Raw genomic sequence first — 19,393 nt, 5'->3', positions numbered from 1 at the left:
ACGGCCACACAAGTTCGGCTCGAAACCCTGCAGGCGGCCGTTTCGCACAGTGATCCGAGCATCAGTTGCTCGGGGTGGGAGTGGTTGTGGCCTCGCGAGACATCCAGAACACGTCAGCCGACACCGAGACGCGGACCGCGTCGACGGACACACGCCGACGACCCGCAGACCGCACGGCGAGCGGAGGTGGTCAGGCGCAGGCCGAGATCACCTACGTGCTCGACACCTCCGTGCTGCTGTCGGACCCGAAGGCGCTCTTCCGCTTCGCCGAGCACGCCGTCGTCATCCCGGTCGTGGTCATCAGCGAGCTGGAGGGCAAGCGCAACGACCCGGAGATCGGGTACTTCGCGCGTCAGGCGCTCCGCATCCTCGACGAGCTGCGGATCGAGCACGAGCGGCTCGACTTCCCGATCCCCGTCGGTGACGGCGGGTCGTTGCGCGTCGAGCTCAACCACTCGAGCATGGCGGCTCTGCCGTCGGGGCTCCAGCTGGGCGACAACGACTCACGCATCCTCGCGGTGGCCCTGAACCTCGCCAACGACGGCCTGGCCGTCACGGTCGTCTCCAAAGACCTGCCGCTCCGGGTCAAGGCGGCGTCCATCGGCCTGCAGGCGGAGGAGTACCGCGCGGAGTTGGCGGTCGACTCCGGTTGGACGGGGATGTCCGAGATCACCCTCGGCGCCGACGACATGAGCGTCCTGTACGAGCGCGAGGAGGGGACCACCCCGCTCGTCGAGGACATGCCCGTCAACACCGGACTCGTCATCCACTCGGATCGCGGGTCGGCGCTCGGGCGGGTGACCGGCGAGCGCAGCTACAAGCTCGTCCGGGGCGACCGCGACGTCTTCGGCCTCCACGGTCGCTCGGCCGAGCAGCGCCTCGCGATCGACCTGTTGCTCGACCCCGAGATCGGGATCCTGTCGCTGGGAGGTCGAGCAGGGACGGGGAAGTCCGCGCTCGCCCTCTGCGCGGGTCTCGAAGCGGTCCTCGAACGCCAGGCGCACAAGAAGATCATGGTGTTCCGCCCGCTGTACGCGGTCGGTGGTCAGGAGCTCGGGTACCTGCCCGGCGACCAGGGCGAGAAGATGAACCCCTGGGGACAGGCCATCTTCGACACCCTCGGCGCCGTCGTGTCGCAGAACGTCCTGGACGAGGTCGTGGAGCGGGGCATCCTCGAGGTGCTCCCGCTGACCCACATCCGTGGTCGATCGCTGCACGACGCATTCGTGATCGTCGACGAGGCGCAGTCGCTCGAGCGCAACGTCCTGCTGACGGTGCTCAGCCGGATCGGGCAGAACTCCCGGGTGGTGCTCACGCACGACGTCGCGCAGCGCGACAACCTCCGGGTCGGGCGCCACGACGGGGTCGCGTCGGTGATCGAGACGCTCAAGGGACACCCGCTGTTCGCCCACGTGACGCTGACGCGCTCCGAGCGCTCGGCGATCGCGGCGCTGGTCACGGAGATGCTCGAGGGCAACGAGCTCGCCTAGTCCTGGCCCGGGCGGAGTCGGGGTCGGTCGACCTCGGCTCCACCCGGGGCTGTGGAGAACTCCCGCGGCGGTGGCGGCGGCCGACCTATCCTGACGGCATGCCGACACGTCCGAGGAGCCGTCCTCGCTCGCGCCGCAGGCTTTCCTCGGCCGTATGGATGGTCCCGATGGCCGCAGTGCTCATCGCCGGCACGGTGGCGAGTGAGGGGCTGCACCTCCGCCCGGTGGCGGTCCTGCTGGTGTGGCTCGCCTGCATCACGCCGCCACTCGTCCGCATCGACCTCGCCGAGCATCGTCTGCCGAACCGCATCGTGCTGCCGGCGCTCGCGGTCGCCGTTCCGCTCGGCATCTTCGACGCGCTGGTCGTCGGGCGGATGCCCACTGAGCCGCTCCTCGCAGGCTTGCTCGTCGGTGGAGCGTTGTACGCGTGCGCAGCCTTCGGCGGCCTCGGCATGGGCGATGTCAAGCTCGGTGCCCTGCTCGGTGTGACGGTGGGGTGCTTCGGGATGACGGCGGTGCTGCCGTTCGCCGTGGTGTCGATCTGCTCCGCCGGGGTCGTCGGCGCGATCGTCGTGGTCGCCACGCGGTCCACCGGTGGTTCGGCCGGCTGGAGGACGAGGATCCCGTTCGGACCCTTCCTCCTGCTCGGCTGCTGGAGTGCGGTCGCCCTGCTCGTCATCACCGGTTAGGGCGACGGAACGGCCCCGGATCCGAGGGGATCCGGGGCCGACACGGTGGGTCTGCGCGAAGCGTCGAGACTCAGCCCGGGTGCGTCATCGAGAGGACGTCGAGGGCGGTGTCCAACTGCTCCTCGGTGATCTCGCCGCGCTCGACGAAGCCGAGGTCGACGACGGCCTCGCGGACGGTCAGGCCCTTCGCGACCGAGTGCTTCGCGATCTTCGCTGCCGACTCGTACCCGATGATCTTGTTGAGCGGGGTCACGATCGACGGCGAGGAGCCGGCGAGGGCTGCCGCGCGGTCAAGGTTCGCCTCGAGGCCGTCGACGGTCTTGTCGGCGAGGACCCGCGTGGCGTTCGACAGGAGTCGAATGCTCTCGAGGAGCGCCGTCCCCATGACGGGGATCGCGACGTTGAGTTCGAAGGAACCGGAGGCACCGGCCCAGGCGATGGTCGCGTCGTTCCCGATCACCCGGGCGCCGACCATGAGGACGGCTTCGGGGATCACGGGGTTGACCTTGCCGGGCATGATCGAGGAGCCCGGCTGGAGGTCGGGGATGTGGAGTTCGCCGAGGCCGGTGTTCGGCCCGGAACCCATCCAGCGGAGGTCGTTGCAGATCTTCGTGAGGCTCACGGCGATGACGCGGAGGGCACCGGAGGCGTCGACGAGTCCGTCGCGAGCGCCCTGGGCCTCGAAGTGGTCCTGGGCCTCGGTGATGGGCAGCTCGGTCTCCTGCGCCAGCAGCTCGATCACGAGCTGCGGGAAGCCCTTCGGCGTGTTGATGCCGGTGCCCGTCGCGGTGCCGCCGAGCGGAACCTCGGCGACGCGGGGGAGCGCCGTGCGGACGCGCTCGATCCCGAGGCGCATCTGGCGGGCGTATCCGCCGAACTCCTGGCCGAGCGTCACCGGGGTGGCGTCCATGAGGTGCGTCCGGCCGGGCTTCACGGCGGTCTTCCAGAGCTCGGCCTTGCGCTCGAGCGACACGGCGAGGTGGTCGAGCGCGGGGATCAGGTCGTCGATGAGCGCGCTCGTCACCGCGATGTGCACCGAGGTCGGGAACACGTCGTTGGAGGACTGCGAGGCGTTGACGTGGTCGTTGGGGTGCACGGGGCTTCCGAGACGCGCACTCGCGAGCGTCGCCAGGACCTCGTTCATGTTCATGTTCGAGGAGGTGCCGCTGCCGGTCTGGTAGGTGTCGACCGGGAACTGCGCGTCGTGCGCGCCGGTGATGACCTCGTCGGCCGCAGCGGCGATCGCGTCGGCGACACCCTGGTCGAGGACGCCGAGCTTCGCGTTGGCGAGTGCCGCGGACTTCTTGATCCGTGCCAGCGAGGCGATCTGCGCCGACTCGAGTCCGCTGCCCGAGATCGGGAAGTTCTCGACGGCCCGCTGCGTCTGCGCACCGTAGAGCGCGTTCGCGGGGACCCGCACCTCACCCATGGTGTCGTGTTCGATGCGGTACTCGGTTGCTGAGGTGTCTACCACGCTGTTCGTTCTCCTTCGTGCGATTGCGTCGGTGCTGCGCTCGACCGGTCGGCCGGCGCGGTGGAGGTCATTCGGGGACGGTGACGTCGCCGATCACGATGTCGGCCACGGCGGTGCCCTCGAGGAGCTTGTAGTTCGCGCCGATGATCGCGACCGTCCCGGCGGCCACGGCGTCGCTGATGAGCTCGGAGCGTGAGACGACCTCCATGACGGTACGGCGGAGGTGGCGTCGTCCGACTTCGGAGGTGTCGACCGAGGCGGCGTCGATCGGCGCCGGGCCGGCGACCGCACTCACGGCGGGGACGATCTGCTGGATCAGCTGGTCGATGTAGGGCGGCAGCGGGACGGCGTCCTCGATCTGCGAGTCGATCGCCGCACGGACCGCACCGCACTCGTCGTGAGCCAGCACGAGGATGAGCGGGACCTCCAGGACGCCGACCGCGTACTCGAGGGTGCCGAGCACCGAGTCGGAGACGATCTGGCCGGCGTTGCGGACCACGAAGAGGTCGCCGAGGCCCTTGTCGAAGATGATCTCAGCAGCGAGACGGGAGTCCGAGCACCCGAAGATGACGGCCTCCGGAGCCTGCGAGTGCGCGAGGGTCGCTCGACGCTCGACGTCCTGGCGGGGGTGGGCTGGCTGTCCGGCGACGAACCGCGCGTTGCCGCGCTGCATCTCGCGCCAGACGGCACCGGGGCGCTTCTGGGTCATTCTGAGTCCGTTTCTGCAGGGGCGCCCGATGGGGCGTCGAGGTTGGCGGTGACCCCGGCGCGCACGGAGCGTGCGACGTCGAGGACGTACTCGGGCTTCGCGGTGCCGAACACGGCGATGGTGCTGCGCCCGGCGACGGTCGAGAGGGCGTAGCCGACGTTGCCGTCCTCGGCACCGCTGCCGTTCGCGTATTCGACCCAGTCGACGCCGTCGATCGTGACGGTGCCGGTCGGGCGGGCGTCGTCCAGTTCGGCCACCAGCCAGGTGTCGTTCGCGTCGACGCCCTGCACGAGGCCGACGAACTCGTCGTCGGGGGAGATCAGGCCGACGTTCCAGGAGCGGATGTCGGGGGTGCCGGCGACGGGCGAGCTGCCGGTGCGCACCTCCGCGTAGTTGCTGCCCCACTCGTCGCCGAGTTCCGGCGTGAGCAGCGGGACCGGGAGGTCGGGCTGTGCCTGGCCGGCGAGCTGCGCGTAGTCGACGGTCGGACGCTCCGGTGCTTCACCGCGGGGGACGGCGAGCACGATCACGACGACGAGCCCGACCGTGGCCAGGAGCGAGAGGACGAGGTTGTTGACGGTCTTGCGGGATCGGTAGAGCCGGGAGTTCTCGGCCTTGCGGTCGGCGGTCTCCTGCGGCGTCTCCGGGCGGCCGAGCTCGGCCACGACGCGAGGGGGCTTGGTGTCCTTCACCGTGGCGCGTCCGTCGGTGCGGATCCGAGCTGTGCCGCGCGGGCGGCGTCCAGCCGGGCCTTCGCGCCGATCAACCATTCCTCGCAGCGTTGGGCGAGCTGTTCGCCGCGTTCCCAGAGCCGGAGGGAGTCCTCGAGCGAGGCCGAGCCCTGTTCCAGCTCGGACACGACACGCACGAGTTCGTCGCGTGCCTGCTCATAGCTGAGCTCCTGGACATCGGAGGGGGTTGGCATGCTTCCATCCTATTCGTCGTCGGTCACGACGGCAGCCGTGGCCGGGCCGGTGCTGGCGGCGCCGATCGCGCCGGAGGCGAGGGTGATGAGGAGTTCGGTGCCCGCCGGGGCGTCGCCGTCGGCACGGATGACCGCGCCGCCGGGCACGTCCCCCTGCGGGTCGGCCCGCTGGACGATGGCGTACCCGCGATCGAGCGTCCGCTGCGGCGACAGGGCGCGGAGGTGGGCGCGGAGCTCCGTGACCTCCCGCTGGGCGCGCTCGACGGCGCGGTCGACCAGCTCCGCGCCGCGCGCGACGGTGCGGGTGAGCTCGTCGGCTCGGGAGTCGACGATCCACGACGGGTCGGCGAGGGCTGGACGCGTCCGGAGGGTGGCGAGTCGGTCGATCTCGTGACCGATCATCGACGTCACGCGGGACGAGAGCCTGGTGCGTGCCTGCTGCACTCGGGCGAACTCCTCCGCGACGTCGGGGACGACCCGTTTGGCGGCGTCCGTGGGCGTGGAGGCCCGGAGGTCGGCCACGTCGTCGAGCAGGGGGCGGTCGGCCTCGTGGCCGATCGCACTCACGAGCGGGGTGCTGCACGCGGCGGCCGCCCGGACCACCCGCTCGTCGCTGAAGCCGAGGAGGTTCTGGAAGTCGCCGCCGCCGCGAGCGACGATGATCACGTCGACCTCTGGATCGGCGTCGAGGGTCTGCAGGGCGCTCACCACCTCGCCCGGCGTGCGGTCGCCCTGGACCGCGGCGTGGACGACACGGAACCGGACCGACGGCCAGCGCAGCTCCGCGTTCCGCAGGACGTCCTTCTCGGCGTCGGAGTCCTTGCCGGTCACGAGGCCGATGCACTGCGGCAGGAAGGGGAGGGCGCGCTTCCGGGACGCGTCGAAGAGCCCTTCGTCGGCGAGCTGACGCCGCAGCCGCTCGAGGCGCTCGAGGAGGTCGCCGATCCCGACGTGCTTCATCGCCATCACCTGCATGGTGAGGGTGCCGCCCTTGAGCCAGTAGTTCGGCTTGACGAGCGCGACCACGTGGTCGCCCTGCTTGAGGTCGGCAGGGATCTTCGCCCGAACGGACGACCAGATGGTGAAGCCGACGGTCGCGTCGACCTCGAGGTCCTTCAGCTTGCCGTAGACGTTGCCGCCCGAGGCGCCCCACTGGGTCAGCTCGCCCTCGACCCAGACCGTGCCGAGGCGGTCGATGTAGTCGCGGAGCTTCGTTCCGAGGAGCGCGACCGGCCAGGGGGCTTCCATCGTGGCCGGTGCATCGCTCATCCCTCCAGCCTAGCCGCGGGCACCGACGGGACGCGGCCGGGCGGCGGCGGTCCGCTCACGGCCGACTCCCGAGCGCTGCCGCGTAGAATCCACTCGTGACCGATCTCCGCGACGCCCCAGCCATCGGCCTCGGCATGCCGAGGCTCCGACGCGTCGCCGGACGCCTCGTCGACCTCCCGGTCGCCGGTGAGAAGCGCGTGCTGCTCGCCGCCCCGCGCGGCTACTGCGCGGGTGTCGACCGAGCCGTGATCGCCGTCGAGAAGGCGCTCGAGCACTACGGTGCGCCCGTGTACGTCCGGAAGCAGATCGTCCACAACGTCCACGTCGTCGATCAGCTCGAGGCCCAGGGTGCGGTCTTCGTCGAGGAGGTCGACGAGGTCCCCTCCGGTGCGCACATCGTGTTCAGCGCGCACGGGGTCTCGCCCGCCGTCGTCGACGCCGCAGCCGAGCGCGGCCTGCTCGCGATCGACGCGACCTGCCCGCTCGTCACCAAGGTGCACCGGGAGGCCGTGCGCTTCGCTCGCGACGACTACGAGATCCTGCTCATCGGACACGAGGGGCACGAAGAGGTCGAGGGCACCGCCGGCGAGGCACCCGACCACGTCACCCTCGTGACCAGCCCGGAGGCCGTGGACGGACTCGTCGTCGCCGACCCCGAGAAGGTCGTCTGGTTGTCGCAGACGACGCTGTCGGTGGACGAGACCATGGAGACGGTCCGACGCCTGCGTGAGCGCTTCCCGAAGCTCCAGGATCCGCCGAGCGACGACATCTGCTACGCGACCCAGAACCGCCAGGTGGCGATCAAGAAGGTCGCGCAGGACGCCGACCTCGTGATCGTGGTGGGATCGGCGAACTCCTCGAACTCGGTCCGCCTCGTCGAGGTGGCGCTCGAGTACGGCGCGAAGGCCGCCTACCGCGTCGACTACGCGCACGAGATCCAGCAGGCCTGGCTCGAAGGCGTCGGCACGGTCGGCGTGACGAGCGGTGCCTCCGTGCCGGAGGTCCTCGTGGACGAAGTGCTCGAAGAGCTCGCGGGCGCCGGCTACGGCACCGTGCAGGAAGTCAAGACGGCCGAGGAGGACCTCATGTTCTCCCTGCCGAAGGAGCTCCGCAAAGACCTTGCGGGCACGACCGATCCGCGCGCCCTGGGAGGGCGCAGAACATGAGCGAACCCCGCCCCCGTCCGCAGTTCGGCGAGTACGCGACTCCCGAGGAACAACGCGCGAGCATCGCCGAGCCGATCGACGCCCAGCGAGCCGAAGAGCTCGGTGTGGCACCCGTCGTCCCGGCGGATCACGGGCCGGCGCAGCCGACCCTGCGTGAACAGACCCGTCACACGACCGACGCGGCCCCGGTGACGGCTCCGGCTCCATCCACCGGACGGACCCCTCGACGACCGGTGACCGGCGACCGACTCGCGACGTCGATCCTGCTCGGTCTCGGCCTCGTCAGCCTCATCGTGATGATGCCGGGGCTGCTGGACCTCCCCGGTCTCATCCGCCCGGCGCTCGTGCAGATGGGTGTCTCCGGCTACTCGTCCGACGGCCTGGCGAGTGCCATGGGCGTCTTGGCGCTCGGCCTCCAGATCGCCCTGTGGGTCGGAGCGATCATCCTCTCCGGGCGCTCGCTGCGCGCCGGACGACTGACGTTCTGGATCCCGCTCGTCGCCGGCGTCGCCGCGAACATCGTCGTGGTGATCTGCCTGGCCATCGCCATGGGCGCCGACCCCGCGTTCATGGAGTACGTCCGCTCGCAGCAGCCGTAGTCGCGCACCACACGAAGAACGGGCCCGGCAGCGATGCCGGGCCCGTTCTCGTGGTGCGACTGCTAGGAGGTGCTGGTGCCGTACGAGCCGAGCTGCTTCGTCGCCTCGGCGACGCGAGCGGCCATGGCCGACTCGGCGACCTTGCCCCAGGCGCGCGGGTCGTAGAGCTTCTTGTTGCCGACCTCGCCGTCGACCTTCAGCACACCCTCGTAGTTGGAGAGCATGTAGCCGGCGATCGAGCGGGTGAACGCGTACTGCGTGTCGGTGTCGATGTTCATCTTGACGACACCGTTCGCGACGGCCTCGGCGATCTCGGCGTCGGTCGAACCCGATCCGCCGTGGAAGACGAGGTCGAGGGGCTTCGGGCCGTGGCCGTACTTCGCGGTGAGACCGTCCTGGATGGTCTTCAGCAGTTCGGGCTGGAGCTTGACGTTGCCGGGCTTGTAGACGCCGTGGACGTTGCCGAAGGTGAGGGCGGCCATGTAGCGGCCCTGCTCGCCGAGACCGAGCGCCTCGACGGTCGCGATCGCGTCGTCGAGCGTCGTGTACAGGTGCTCGTTGATGTCGTGGCTGACACCGTCCTCCTCGCCGCCGACGACGCCGATCTCGACCTCGAGGATGGCGTTGATGGCCTTGGTGCGCTTGAGCATCTCGGTCGCGATCTCGAGGTTCTCGGTGAGCGGGACCGCCGAGCCGTCCCACATGTGGGACTGGAAGATCGGGTTGCGGCCGGCCTTGACCTCCTCCTCGGAGGCGGCGATGAGCGGCATGACGAAGCCGTCGAGCGCATCCTTCGGGCAGTGGTCGGTGTGGAGCGCGACCGTGACCGGGTAGTTCTTGGCGACCTCGGTGGCGAACTTGGCGAAGGCGATGGCGCCCGCTGCGCGGTTCTTGACCGTGTGGCCGGCGAAGTAGTCGGCGCCGCCCGTGGTCACCTGGATGATGCCGTCGGAACCGGCCTCGGTGAGGCCCTGCAGGACGGAGTTGATGGTCTGGCTGCTCGAGACGTTGAACGCGGGGTACGCGAACCCGTTCGACTTCGCCTTGTCGAGCATCGCTGCGTACTGTTCCGGGGTGGCGACGGGCATGTCTTCTCCTTGCGTGGGGACGATTCGCCTAGAAGTCTAGTGAATCGGGCCGCGCGGCATAGGGCACGATGAGGACATGACCGAGCGCACTCCGGACACCGACCTCCTCGACGGCTTCCTCGATGCGACAAGGGCGGCGGCGGTCGCGGTCGCGGGTCTCGTGGGTGGCGGCGACGGCATGCGGATCGACGGGGTGGCCGTCGACGCGCTTCGTCGGGCACTCGAACCGTTGGCCGTCGACGGCCGCGTCGTGGTGGGGGAGGGCGAGAAGGACCAGGCGCCCATGCTCTTCGTGGGCGAGCGGTTCGGGACCGGTGTCGGCCCCGCGATCGACCTCGCCGTCGACCCGGTGGACGGCACGAAGCTCGCGGCCACCGGCAGGCCTGACTCCGTCGCCGTCATCGCGGTCGCCCCGCGCGGCGCCATGTTCGACATCGGACCGGCCTACTACCTCGAGAAGCTCGTCGCGGCGGACGCGGGTCGAGGGCTGTCCCTCGCGGACCCCGTCGCGGTGACGCTCGACCGGCTCGCCACCAGCCTCGGTCGCCCGGTCTCGACCCTGCGGGTCGCCGTCCAGGACCGTCCGCGGAACGCCGCGACCGCGCAGGCCGTGCGCGCCGCCGGGGCCGAGCTGGTCGGTTTCGCGGACGGCGACGTCGCGCTGTCGCTCCGCGCCGCGGCGGCCGACGGCGACCTCGACCTGCTCCTCGGGATCGGCGGAGCCCCCGAAGGCATCCTGACGGCCGCCGCGGTGCGAGCGCTCGGTGGCTGGATGACGGCGCGGTTCGCTCCTCAGTCGCCCTCGGAACACACGCGACTCGTCGAGGTCGGCGTCGACCTCGCCCGCGAGGTGCCGCTCGACGAACTCTGCACCGCTGACGCGTGGTTGCTCCTCAGCGCCGTCACCTCGACGGCGCTCGCCGCCGGGGCCGAACTCGCCGGGGTGAGCCTCGACGCGGACGGTGGTGTCACGGTGGAGTCGGTCGTCGTCGGACCGGGCAGCCCGCTCACGAGGTCACGGAAGCGCCTCGATCCCGACACGCCCCGAGGCCTTCCCAGCCCTGTTCGCTAGGCTGAAACCCTCATCCACCGAAGCGTCGTGTCCCACGAGGCGAGCGATCCATGGAGGATCCAGTGACCCAGCCTGAAACCGGCTCCCACTATCTGCAGCCCGACCGCAACCTCGCCATGGAGCTCGTCCGAGCGACGGAGGCGGCCGCCATCCGTGCGGCGCCGTTCATCGGTCGCGGCGACAAGAACGCCGCCGACGGTGCCGCCGTCGACGCGATGCGTGCCTTCCTCGGCACCGTCAACTTCGACGGCGTGGTCGTGATCGGTGAGGGCGAGAAGGACGAAGCGCCCATGCTGTTCAACGGCGAACACGTCGGCAATGGTCGCGGCCCGTCCTGCGACATCGCGGTCGACCCGATCGACGGGACGAGCCTCACAGCTGCCGGACGTCAGAACGCGCTCTCGGTCATCGCGGTGTCCGACCGCGGCAGCATGTTCGACCCCTCGGCCGTGTTCTACATGGACAAGATCGTCACGGGTTCCGACGGCATCGGCGTCGTCGACATCAGCCAGTCCATCGGCGACAACATCCGTGAGCTCGCCAAGGCCAAGGGCAAGCAGCCCGAGGACATCCGTGTCGCCGTCCTCGACCGGCCGCGTCACGCGGAGCTCATCGAGGAGATCCGGGCCGCCGGCGCCGGGACGCGTCTCCTCCTCGACGGCGACGTCGCGGGCGGCATCAACGCCGCACGGTACGACTCGCGCATCGACATGTGCGTCGGTATCGGCGGCACCCCAGAGGGCATCATCACGGCGTGTGCCGTGAAGGCGCTCGGCGGGCTCATCCAGGGCAAGCTCATGCCGAAGGACGACGCGGAGCGCGAGCGCGCCATCGCGGCCGGTCACGACCTCGATCGCGTCCTCGGGGCGAACGACCTCGTCCGTGGCGACAACACCTACTTCGTCGCGACGGGCGTCACCCACGGTGAGCTCGTCGACGGCGTCCAGCGTAAGGGCCCGATCATCCGCACGGAGAGCCTCGTCCTGCGGTCGCGCTCCGGCACCATCCGCCGCGTCGAGGCCGACCACCTCGCGGCGAAGTGGCTCTAGCCGCTCCTCGTCCAGCGTGAAGCGCCCGGTCCCTCCTCTCGGTGGGGCCGGGCGCTTCGTCGTTCGGGGCAGGCGTGGTCAGTCCTGCAGCCGGTGGGCCAGGCGCGCCTCGAGCTCGCTCGGTTCCGGGGGCGACGGCTCGGGTGACGATTGTGCTTCAGGTGCCGGCTGTGCCTCCGGTGCGGTGAGGCGTTTCGGCGACGCGTCGCTCTGGCTCACCTGCCCGATGACCGTGGCCTCGTCGAGGGCGTCGAGCTTGCGGGCCGTGACGAGCACCCGGGTCTCGAACGAGGACGCGAACTGGTTGTAGTTCGTGACGGTGCTCTCGATGGAACGGCGCAGGCGGTCGGCGTGGTCCGACAGCGTGGACAACCGCTGGTAGAGCTCCTTGCCGAGATCGAACAGCCGCTTGGCGTCCTCCGTGAGGACGTCCTGCTGCCAGGTGAACGCGACCGTCTTGAGCACCGCCCAGAGGTTGACGGGGGAGGCGAGCGCCACCCGCTTGCCGAAGGCGTAGTCGAGCAGACTCGCGTCGGCCTCGAGGGCGGCCGCGAGGAGTGACTCGCTCGGGATGAAGCAGATGACGAACTCCGGGCTCGACTCGAGACCGCGCCAGTACCCCTTGGCGGACAGCGCGTCGACGTGCGACCGCACCGCCTTCACGTGCTGCGCGAGGAGCGCTGTGCGTCGAGCGGCCTCCTCGCCCGTCGCCGTCACCGGGATGGTGCTGGCTTCGAGGTACTGCGCGAACGGGACCTTCGCGTCCACGGCGATGGACTTACCGCCGGGGAGGCGCACGACCATGTCGGGTCGGCCAGTGCCGTTGTCGGAGGTGATGCTCGACTGGAGGTCGAAGTCGACGCGCTGGGTGAGCCCGGCCGCCTCCACGACGTTCCGGAGCTGGGTCTCGCCCCAGACGCCACGGGTCGCGTTGTTGCGGAGCGCTGAGGCGAGCGACTCCGTCGTCGAGCGCAGTCGTTCCTCCGACTCGGAGGCCGTCTTCAGCTGCTGGGCGAGTTCGCCGTGCTGGCGGCTGCGCTGCTGTTCGAGTTCTGCGACCTTCGCCTGCATGTGTTCGAGGCTGTGCTGGACGGGGGCGAGGGCCTGGAGGACCTGGCTCTCCTCGTGCTCCTGCTGCGAGCGTCGCTCGGCATCCGCGCGTTGGCGTTCGAGGAGTTCGCGGTACTGCTCGCGCTGGGTCTGCAGTTCGCGCCCGAGTCCGTCGGCCGTGGCGTCGAGCGCGGCCAGCTCGGCGCGGAGGGCGGCCCGGATGTCGGCCTCTTGCGCCGAGGACTCGGCGAGGAGCTGGGCCTGCTGACCACGGACGTCGGCCAGCTGGGCGGCGTGTCTCGCCTCCAGGAGCGCGGGGTCGATCGTCGCTCCGCCGTTCCGGCGTTGCAGCAGGATCACCATGACGGCCGCGCCGATGACGAGTCCGATGAGGAGGCCGATCCCGAGGGCGAGTGCGCTGTCCATGTCCTCAGTGTGTCGTGGGCCGCCGACATCGATCGGAGGCCGCGCGGCGGCCGGACCGTCAGGCGGCGACGGCCGTGCCGATCCGCCCGATCTTCACGCTCGTGAGCTGGGCGAGTTCGGCGATGGAGGAGGCACCGTGGCGGGCGGCGGCGTGGATGATGATGTGTGCGGAGGCCTCGGCGTCGCCCGTGGCGTCGTGGTGCTGGAAGTCGTCGAACCCGGCGGCGAGGGCCGCGACGGGGAGCCGGTAGGAGTCGAGCTGGTAGGTCTTGCGGGCCACGTTGAGGCTGCAGAGGTAGCTGAGCTCGGGGCAGTCGAGCCCGGTCGCCGCGCATCCGCCGCGGATCACGCCCATGTCGAAGCCGGCATTGTGCGCGACGAGCGCGTCGTCCTGCGCGAAGTCGAGGAGCGCGTCGAGTTGCTCGGCCCACCCCGCTGCTCCGAGGACGTCGCTCGCGACGATGCCGTGGATGCGGGTGTTCCACTCGAGGAATGCGTCGTGTCCGGCCGGGGGCCGGATGAGCCAGCCCGCGCGGTCGACGACGATGCCGTCCCGCACGCGGACGAGGCCCACGCTGCAGGCGGAGGCGGATGACGAGTTCGCGGTCTCGAAGTCGATGGCGGTGAAATCCAGTGGCACGTCCTCACCCTCGCACCAGGGTCCGACACCGCCCGGTCGGCTCGCCGCGTCACGCCCGATCGACCGGCCCGATCCGTCGCCCGATCCGAGCGGCGACGCACGGGCCGTCTCGGCCGCGTACGATAGACCCTCGTGGCTCTTACTCTCGGCATCGTCGGCCTGCCCAACGTCGGCAAGTCCACCCTGTTCAATGCGCTCACGCGCAACAACGTGCTCGCAGCGAACTATCCGTTCGCGACGATCGAGCCGAACGTCGGCGTGGTCGAACTGCCCGACGCCCGACTCGGCAAGCTCGCCGAGATCTTCGGTAGCGAGCGCATCCTGCCCGCCGCGGTGTCCTTCGTCGACATCGCCGGCATCGTCAAGGGCGCGAGCGAGGGGGAGGGGCTCGGAAACAAGTTCCTCGCCAACATCCGTGAGGCCGACGCCATCGCGCAGGTCGTCCGCGGTTTCGCCGACCCCGACGTCGTGCACGTCGACGGCGACGTGAACCCGGCCTCCGACATGGAGACGATCAACACGGAGCTGATCCTCGCCGACCTCGAGACCCTCGAGAAGGCCGTCACCCGGTTCGAGAAGGAGGTCAAGGGCAAGAAGCTCGACCCCTCCGTGCTCACGGCCGCCAAGGAGGCGCAGGACGCGCTGAACGCCGGCACCCCGCTCTCGGCGACGAAGATCGACCTCGCGCCCATCAAGGAGCTCGGCCTCCTCACGGCCAAGCCGTTCATCTACGTGTTCAACGTCGACGAGGACGTCCTCCAGGACCAGGGCAAGCTCGACGAGCTCGCCGCGCTCGTCGCGCCGGCGAAGGCCGTGTTTCTCGACGCGAAGCTCGAGTCGGAGCTCGTCGACCTCGATGAGGACGACGCCCGCGAGATGCTCGAGTCGACCGGCCAGACCGAGTCCGGTCTCGACCAGCTCGCCCGCATCGGCTTCTCGACGCTCGGCCTGCAGACCTACCTCACCGCAGGTCCGAAGGAGTCGCGCGCGTGGACGATCCCGCAGGGTGCGAAGGCACCGCAGGCTGCCGGGGTGATCCACACGGACTTCGAGAAGGGCTTCATCAAGGCGGAGGTCATCTCCTTCGACGACCTGGTCGAGACCGGCTCCGTCGCCGAGGCCCGCTCCAAGGGCAAGGCCCGCATGGAGGGCAAGGACTACGTCATGCAGGACGGCGACGTCGTGGAGTTCCGCTTCAACGTGTAGGTGAGGGCTGCAAGAAGCGTCCCTCGTCGGTCAGGAGCCTTGAGCCGGAACCGCTCCGTGTCACAGCCGAGCAGGCGAAGCACGAGGTGGAGCGGCTGGACGATCATGACTGGGTCGACCCGCAAGCCGGTCACCGTTCTGGATGCGTCCCGCATGCAGGTCGGCAGATGAGATCTACACGCGCGGCCTTTCGGGACCGCTGACGCCCCACCCCTCGCCGCCGGCGCGCGCCGTGCGCACTGCGGACGCCCACGCCTCGGCGTCGATCAGATTCATGTGCGCGGCAAGGTCACCTCGCGGGCGAGGAGTTGAAGGAGGGGCGGTGTCAGCGAGTCCGACAGCGCGACTCCGTTCGAACATCAGGTGAGGTCGGATGGCGCTGATGCGGCTGCTGTACGGCTCGGTCACCGTGAAGCCCTGGTAGTGGGCATCCTGCGCGAGCGCCGTGGTGACGGCGAAGAGGCGTTCCCTCCGGATCAGGCGAGCCTCGTCGAGGTTCATCGGCCAGCACTCGATGCGTTCGAGGTCTGCGAGGAGCGACGCGTCGTCCGCGTATCCCGCCACCGCATCCGGTTCCTGGGCGATCGCCTCGCCGTACTCGACTCGCCACCCGTTCATGGTGTTCGTGATTCTGGTCGGTACCCGCCACGGGGTGTGTCGCGGTCCGTGCATCTGTGGCCGGCGCCGCATGACCTCGTCGCTCCAGTCCGGCAGACCGCCGTAACCGACCGGTGCCGTCGGAGGCCAGAACCACTCGAGAGGCTGGCCGTCGGGGACCCTGAGGTCGGTGACCGCCCATCCTCGAGAGGCGAGATCGGACTGCACGTCGTTGCCGAGGAGTCGAAGGGCGTCCTCGAAGAAACGGAACTCCTCGCTCGGATCTGTCATAGCTCTATCTTCCCGGCAACCGCCGACGGCCGGAGGCGTTGGCTCCTCGGTCACCACCAGCGTCCGGCGCGGGGGATCAAGTCCAGGAGGGCTGCGAGCCCGGCGAGGGCGCAGACCACCCCGACAAAGCCCGCGGGGGTGTCGCGGAGCGGCCCGACGACGATCAGGATGCCGAGGCCGATCGCGGCCACGCCGAGCCCGGCGCGCCAGCGGCGCCCGGACTTCGCCGACGCGCGGCGACGGGGCAGGTCGGTGGGTCGCGGGCGCGCTCGGCGCCGCGCGCTGAGCGGTGGTCCGGCGTCGACGGGCCCGTCGACGGCTCGCCCGAACCCGTCGACCCACGGCCCGGCTCCGACCTCGGGGCAGCGGTCATGGACGTTCACGTCGCGGGTGGAGGCATCCGCCGGATGCGCGGGCATGCCCCAGGCGAGATCCACGTCGAACTGGACGGATCCGTTCGGCAGGAGCGCGTCGTAGCCGACGAACCGTACCGGCCGTCGCCGCCATCGGGACGTGCCGCGGAACGCGGTCGCACGGACGGCGACCGGTCGGACAGGCGATGCACGCATGGATCGATGGTGGCACGTCACACGTGCACACCGCGACGGCCGCGCACTGCCGCGCCGCGGGCCGAAACGGGCGGTACGCTCGATAAGGCGTCACGCGAACCGGCGCCTCCAGGAGGCAAGCGGTGACGATCGATCTGGCGAGCATGCTGGTCGTCGCAGTGATCGTCTGCGCCGCGTGCGGGATCTTCTACGCGCTCGACAGCGCGCGCACCCTCGCCGGCCGCCACATGGCCGCCTGGATGTCCGGGTTTGCCACGACGCTCCTCTCGGCGGTCAGCTACCTCGCCGCCACCCTCAACGGTGACTCCGTGTGGATCGTCGCCATCGCCAACGCCTCGATGGTCGCCGCGATCGCCGCCCTGTGGGTGGGCTGTCGGCTGTTCAACGGACGACGCAGCCTGGTGCTCCTCGGAACGCTCGTCGTCGGCGTGACGGCGCTCTCGGCCGTCCTGGACCCCACCGACGATCCCGAGTGGGCCGGCACGATCGCCCGGCTCGGCTCGCTGATCGTCCTGTCGCTGCTGGTGGTGTTCGAGGCCCGACGCGGTCGGATGCGAACGGCCTCGGCGTCGCTCGTGCTCGTGATCGTCCTCAGCCTGCACGCGGCGTTCACCGCGGTCCGCCTGGTGGTGTATATCGCTGCGGGTCCGCATTCGGAGGCGTTCGAGCGGATCTTCGGCACCGCCTTCGTGACCTACCTGAACCTCGTCTTCGTGGTCCTGGTCGCCGTCGGCCTCGTCCTGCTCCGCTCATGGGAGCGCAAGGAGCGGCTCGCCTCCGAACGCGAGGGCATCCGCACCGTGGGTCGCCGGGCCTTCGAAGTCGAGGCGACCGCGCTCCGGACGACGCTCGAGCCGGGCGAACGGCTCGCCGTCGTCGAGGTGGCCATCGACGGGTACGGGGACCTGCGGCGTGCCTACGGTCTGGCTTCGGCCGGAGAACTCGAGGCGCTGCTCGCCGAGGCCGTGTTCCGTGAGCTCCCGTCGGGCGCCGTCTGCACCCGCGTGCGCGGGGGGATCGTGCTCGTCGCGATGGCGGTCGAGGACGGGCCCGTCGGTGTGGCGGGCCTGCGTGACCTCTCCACCGGTATCGCAGCCGGGTACCGGGAGGCGGTCGTCGTGCACCTCGACGGGTTTGCCGGCGCCGCGAAACTCGGCGCCGCGATCGATCCTGAACCGCCGCTTCCCGTCGCCAGGCTCACGGCCGCGGCACGGTCGGCGAGGGGCGAGGCGGAGCGGCGTGGTGAACTCCTGCGGCTCGCGCACACCGAGTCCGAGTCGCTCGATCGCTGACCGAGCTCCCTTGCAGCCGGGGCTTGCCGAACGGCCTCGGGCTCAGCGACCCTGGCGCTTCTTGTACGGCAGCGGCTCGCCCTTGACCTTCGGAGCGCGGCCCTTGCCCTTGTTCGCCTTGGCCTTGCCGCCCGGGGCCGGAGCCGACTTGGCGGCGGCCGCAGCCGAGGCGTCGAGCTGGCGCCGGGCGTCGATGAGGAACGCGGAGCCGGCATCGGTCAGCTGGGTGGATTCGACGTCGCGGGCGAACAGCTCCGCGCCGAGGATCTCCTCGAGCTTCCGGACATCGGCGACGACGGTGCTGCGTGGCACACCAAGCTCCTTCGCCGCCTTCGCGAAGTGGAGCGTTTCCGCGGAGGCGACGAAGGAGCGCAGCTGCTTGTGGTCCATGCCCTCAGCCTACGGGGGCGGCGTCGGACCACAGACCAGCGTGGATCAGTTGTCCATTGCGCGACGGCGGCGGAGGAACACCGAGCCGACGGCGACGAGGATGCCGAGCAGCAGCAGAGATGCACCGACGGCCACGATGAGCGTCCCGTTCACACCCGTTTCAGCCAGGCGGTCGATGTCGCTGACCGGGACCGTCGGGGTGTTCGGCTGGGCGTTCACCGGCGGGGAGACCGGCGGGATCACCGGGGTGACCACGGGCGGGGTGACGACCGGAGGGACGACGACCGGCGGCACCAAGGGCTGGATCACGATCGTCGATTCGATCGTGTCGTCGGGTGCGGTGCCGTTACTGGCGGTGACGGTGACGGGGTAGCTGCCGGGAGTCGTCGGGGTGCCGCTCACGGTGCCGGTCACACTGTCGAGGACGAGACCCGGGGGAAGGGCACCCGAGGTGACGGTGTAGGTGGCGTCCGGGCTACCGGTCGAGGTGACCGTGCTGTCGTACGTCGTGCCGACCGTCCCTCCGGGCAGAGGAGCCGAGGTGATCTCGGGGCTCGTCGTCACTTCAGATCCGCTGCCGTCGTCACAGCCGACAGGACGGGTGATCACGGTGTTGATGAGCGTGACCGCGCCGGTGGACGCGAGCAGGCGTCCTTCGACGACCGTGCCGGATCCCGTGGAGATCGACGCGTCCGCGAGGATCGTACCGACGAAGGGCCCGCCGCCGTCGAGGGTGGCCGAGCTGCCGACGCGCCAGAACACGTTGCAGGCGCTCGCGCCGCCGACGAGGGTGACCGAGGAGCTGGTGCCGGTCTTCAGGGTGCTGGCCGCCTGGAAGACCCAGACCGACTCAGCAGTGCCGGTGAGCGTCACGTTCCCGGTGAGGGAGATCTCTCCGCCGGCGTAGACGCCGGGGTCGAGGTCGAGGCCGGTGAGATCGCCGACCTGCTGGGGGTCTGGCGTGAGGCTGGAGGCGACGCCCATCGCGGTGAGGAGGTCGTCCTTCGCGAGGGCGGCGGGCTCGTTCGTCACGTTCTGGGTGCCGTTGACGATGCCCGGCGGGAAGCCCGTCACGGAGCTGTCCGGGCTCAGCCCGAGGTCTCCGTTGATCGTGGTCGCGCCGGTGTTGGTGATGGCCGAGGATGCGAGGACGCCGTAATCGGCAGCCGTGCCGAGGAAGATCGGGCCGTCGATCGTGGTCGCGGCGTTCGCGGGTGCGGTACCGATGGCCAGGAGCCCGACGGTGACGATTGCCGCTGCACCGAAGAGGCGAGTGCGCAGGCGACCGGGTCTGGCGCATCGGGTGGGTGGAGAGAATTCGAGGCGCATGCGTGCCCCTTCCGTGTGGGAGGGGCGCGAAGCCAAGAGGATGGCGACATCAACCGCAACTGCTCCCTGTGTA

20 protein-coding genes are annotated in these 19,393 nt (G+C 70.2%); 8 read left to right on the top strand and 12 right to left on the bottom strand.

The window, feature by feature from the left end:
* Window positions 1-86 precede the first annotated feature (86 nt).
* Together ASF68_RS04560 and ASF68_RS04555 are read left to right on the top strand one after the other, a co-directional pair.
* Window positions 87-1,490: a PhoH family protein gene (locus tag ASF68_RS04560; RefSeq protein WP_235526753.1), complete on the top strand. Its 1,404-nt coding sequence runs from the start codon at window positions 87-89 to the stop codon at window positions 1,488-1,490.
* Window positions 1,491-1,657: 167 nt separating this feature from the next.
* Window positions 1,658-2,179: a prepilin peptidase gene (locus ASF68_RS04555; RefSeq protein ID WP_056007398.1), complete on the top strand. Its 522-nt coding sequence runs from the start codon at window positions 1,658-1,660 to the stop codon at window positions 2,177-2,179.
* Window positions 2,180-2,249: 70 nt separating this feature from the next.
* Here the strand turns inward: ASF68_RS04555 and ASF68_RS04550 are convergent, their stop codons facing one another.
* The 5 genes from ASF68_RS04550 to xseA form a co-directional block, all read right to left on the bottom strand.
* The gene (locus tag ASF68_RS04550) at window positions 2,250-3,653 is read right to left on the bottom strand and encodes an aspartate ammonia-lyase (RefSeq protein ID WP_082455866.1); all 1,404 of its coding nucleotides are present in this window, start codon (window positions 3,651-3,653) and stop codon (window positions 2,250-2,252) included.
* Window positions 3,654-3,720: 67 nt separating this feature from the next.
* Window positions 3,721-4,362 (bottom strand): carbonic anhydrase, encoded by a 642-nt coding sequence (locus ASF68_RS04545; protein ID WP_056007395.1) that lies wholly within the window; start codon window positions 4,360-4,362, stop codon window positions 3,721-3,723.
* Complete coding sequence (locus tag ASF68_RS04540; protein ID WP_056007392.1) at window positions 4,359-5,054, bottom strand: DUF4245 domain-containing protein; 696 nt, start codon at window positions 5,052-5,054, stop codon at window positions 4,359-4,361. Before ASF68_RS04540 ends, ASF68_RS04545 begins: the two co-directional genes overlap by 4 nt.
* Window positions 5,051-5,287, bottom strand: a complete 237-nt coding sequence (locus ASF68_RS04535) for an exodeoxyribonuclease VII small subunit (RefSeq protein ID WP_056007389.1) — start codon at window positions 5,285-5,287, stop codon at window positions 5,051-5,053. The genes ASF68_RS04540 and ASF68_RS04535 overlap by 4 nt, the downstream gene beginning before the upstream one ends.
* Before the next feature lie 9 nt (window positions 5,288-5,296).
* Window positions 5,297-6,556, bottom strand: coding sequence for an exodeoxyribonuclease VII large subunit (gene xseA, locus ASF68_RS04530; RefSeq protein ID WP_056007386.1), 1,260 nt, complete (start codon window positions 6,554-6,556; stop codon window positions 5,297-5,299).
* Window positions 6,557-6,690: 134 nt separating this feature from the next.
* Between xseA and ASF68_RS04525 the strand changes: the two genes are divergently transcribed.
* Window positions 6,691-7,722 carry a 4-hydroxy-3-methylbut-2-enyl diphosphate reductase gene (locus ASF68_RS04525; RefSeq protein ID WP_056011366.1) on the top strand — a complete coding sequence of 344 codons (1,032 nt, stop codon included), beginning with the start codon at window positions 6,691-6,693 and terminating at the stop codon, window positions 7,720-7,722.
* The gene (locus ASF68_RS04520) at window positions 7,719-8,321 is read left to right on the top strand and encodes a DUF6264 family protein (RefSeq protein ID WP_056007383.1); all 603 of its coding nucleotides are present in this window, start codon (window positions 7,719-7,721) and stop codon (window positions 8,319-8,321) included. Before ASF68_RS04525 ends, ASF68_RS04520 begins: the two co-directional genes overlap by 4 nt.
* 62 nt (window positions 8,322-8,383) lie before the next feature.
* On the opposite strand, the gene fbaA is transcribed toward ASF68_RS04520, so the two are convergent.
* Window positions 8,384-9,409: a class II fructose-bisphosphate aldolase gene (fbaA, locus tag ASF68_RS04515; protein ID WP_056007380.1), complete on the bottom strand. Its 1,026-nt coding sequence runs from the start codon at window positions 9,407-9,409 to the stop codon at window positions 8,384-8,386.
* Between the two features lie 76 nt (window positions 9,410-9,485).
* Between fbaA and ASF68_RS04510 the strand changes: the two genes are divergently transcribed.
* Together ASF68_RS04510 and glpX are read left to right on the top strand one after the other, a co-directional pair.
* Window positions 9,486-10,481 (top strand): fructose-bisphosphatase class II, encoded by a 996-nt coding sequence (locus ASF68_RS04510; RefSeq protein ID WP_056007376.1) that lies wholly within the window; start codon window positions 9,486-9,488, stop codon window positions 10,479-10,481.
* Between the two features lie 50 nt (window positions 10,482-10,531).
* Window positions 10,532-11,530 (top strand): class II fructose-bisphosphatase, encoded by a 999-nt coding sequence (glpX, locus tag ASF68_RS04505; RefSeq protein ID WP_056007374.1) that lies wholly within the window; start codon window positions 10,532-10,534, stop codon window positions 11,528-11,530.
* A gap of 78 nt (window positions 11,531-11,608) precedes the next feature.
* On the opposite strand, the gene rmuC is transcribed toward glpX, so the two are convergent.
* Window positions 11,609-13,006, bottom strand: a complete 1,398-nt coding sequence (gene rmuC / locus ASF68_RS04500; protein ID WP_082498483.1) for a DNA recombination protein RmuC — start codon at window positions 13,004-13,006, stop codon at window positions 11,609-11,611.
* 58 nt (window positions 13,007-13,064) lie between these two features.
* Window positions 13,065-13,646, bottom strand: a complete 582-nt coding sequence (locus tag ASF68_RS04495; protein ID WP_056007371.1) for an exonuclease domain-containing protein — start codon at window positions 13,644-13,646, stop codon at window positions 13,065-13,067.
* Between the two features lie 132 nt (window positions 13,647-13,778).
* Here ASF68_RS04495 and ychF point away from each other — a divergent pair, with 132 nt between their 5' ends.
* Complete coding sequence (gene ychF, locus ASF68_RS04490) at window positions 13,779-14,852, top strand: redox-regulated ATPase YchF (RefSeq protein WP_056007368.1); 1,074 nt, start codon at window positions 13,779-13,781, stop codon at window positions 14,850-14,852.
* 174 nt (window positions 14,853-15,026) lie between these two features.
* Here ychF and ASF68_RS04485 read toward each other — a convergent pair whose 3' ends face one another.
* Window positions 15,027-15,740: a hypothetical protein gene (locus tag ASF68_RS04485; RefSeq protein ID WP_056007365.1), complete on the bottom strand. Its 714-nt coding sequence runs from the start codon at window positions 15,738-15,740 to the stop codon at window positions 15,027-15,029.
* Window positions 15,741-15,790: 50 nt separating this feature from the next.
* Window positions 15,791-16,309 (bottom strand): hypothetical protein, encoded by a 519-nt coding sequence (locus ASF68_RS04480; RefSeq protein WP_056007361.1) that lies wholly within the window; start codon window positions 16,307-16,309, stop codon window positions 15,791-15,793.
* Window positions 16,310-16,431: 122 nt separating this feature from the next.
* Between ASF68_RS04480 and ASF68_RS04475 the strand changes: the two genes are divergently transcribed.
* Entirely contained in the window at window positions 16,432-17,601 is a 1,170-nt protein-coding gene (locus ASF68_RS04475; protein ID WP_056007359.1) for a hypothetical protein, read from the top strand.
* 42 nt (window positions 17,602-17,643) lie between these two features.
* Here the strand turns inward: ASF68_RS04475 and ASF68_RS04470 are convergent, their stop codons facing one another.
* Entirely contained in the window at window positions 17,644-17,991 is a 348-nt protein-coding gene (locus ASF68_RS04470) for a LysR family transcriptional regulator (RefSeq protein WP_056007356.1), read from the bottom strand.
* Window positions 17,992-18,036: 45 nt separating this feature from the next.
* Window positions 18,037-19,320 (bottom strand): ice-binding family protein, encoded by a 1,284-nt coding sequence (locus tag ASF68_RS04465; protein WP_056007354.1) that lies wholly within the window; start codon window positions 19,318-19,320, stop codon window positions 18,037-18,039.
* Window positions 19,321-19,393 lie beyond the last annotated feature (73 nt).

The sequence above is a fragment of the Plantibacter sp. Leaf314 genome (assembly GCF_001423185.1).
GTDB lineage: Bacteria > Actinomycetota > Actinomycetes > Actinomycetales > Microbacteriaceae > Plantibacter.
The sequence above is the reverse complement of the archived record's forward strand: the minus strand, read 5'-3'. Positions and strand labels throughout refer to the sequence as shown.

Bases quoted from the DNA above. Each gene is read 5' to 3' on its own strand.
- ASF68_RS04555 (WP_056007398.1), top strand. From the start codon at position 1,658: ATGGCCGCAGTGCTCATCGCCGGCACGGTGGCGAGTGAGGGGCTGCAC.
- ASF68_RS04545 (WP_056007395.1), bottom strand. From the start codon at position 4,362: ATGACCCAGAAGCGCCCCGGTGCCGTCTGGCGCGAGATGCAGCGCGGC.
- ASF68_RS04535 (WP_056007389.1), bottom strand. From the start codon at position 5,287: ATGCCAACCCCCTCCGATGTCCAGGAGCTCAGCTATGAGCAGGCACGC.
- xseA (WP_056007386.1), bottom strand. From the start codon at position 6,556: ATGAGCGATGCACCGGCCACGATGGAAGCCCCCTGGCCGGTCGCGCTC.
- ASF68_RS04525 (WP_056011366.1), top strand. From the start codon at position 6,691: ATGCCGAGGCTCCGACGCGTCGCCGGACGCCTCGTCGACCTCCCGGTC.
- ASF68_RS04520 (WP_056007383.1), top strand. From the start codon at position 7,719: ATGAGCGAACCCCGCCCCCGTCCGCAGTTCGGCGAGTACGCGACTCCC.
- fbaA (WP_056007380.1), bottom strand. From the start codon at position 9,409: ATGCCCGTCGCCACCCCGGAACAGTACGCAGCGATGCTCGACAAGGCG.
- ASF68_RS04510 (WP_056007376.1), top strand. From the start codon at position 9,486: ATGACCGAGCGCACTCCGGACACCGACCTCCTCGACGGCTTCCTCGAT.
- glpX (WP_056007374.1), top strand. From the start codon at position 10,532: ATGGAGGATCCAGTGACCCAGCCTGAAACCGGCTCCCACTATCTGCAG.
- rmuC (WP_082498483.1), bottom strand. From the start codon at position 13,006: ATGGACAGCGCACTCGCCCTCGGGATCGGCCTCCTCATCGGACTCGTC.
- ASF68_RS04485 (WP_056007365.1), bottom strand. From the start codon at position 15,740: ATGACAGATCCGAGCGAGGAGTTCCGTTTCTTCGAGGACGCCCTTCGA.
- ASF68_RS04480 (WP_056007361.1), bottom strand. From the start codon at position 16,309: ATGCGTGCATCGCCTGTCCGACCGGTCGCCGTCCGTGCGACCGCGTTC.
- ASF68_RS04470 (WP_056007356.1), bottom strand. From the start codon at position 17,991: ATGGACCACAAGCAGCTGCGCTCCTTCGTCGCCTCCGCGGAAACGCTC.
- ASF68_RS04465 (WP_056007354.1), bottom strand. From the start codon at position 19,320: ATGCGCCTCGAATTCTCTCCACCCACCCGATGCGCCAGACCCGGTCGC.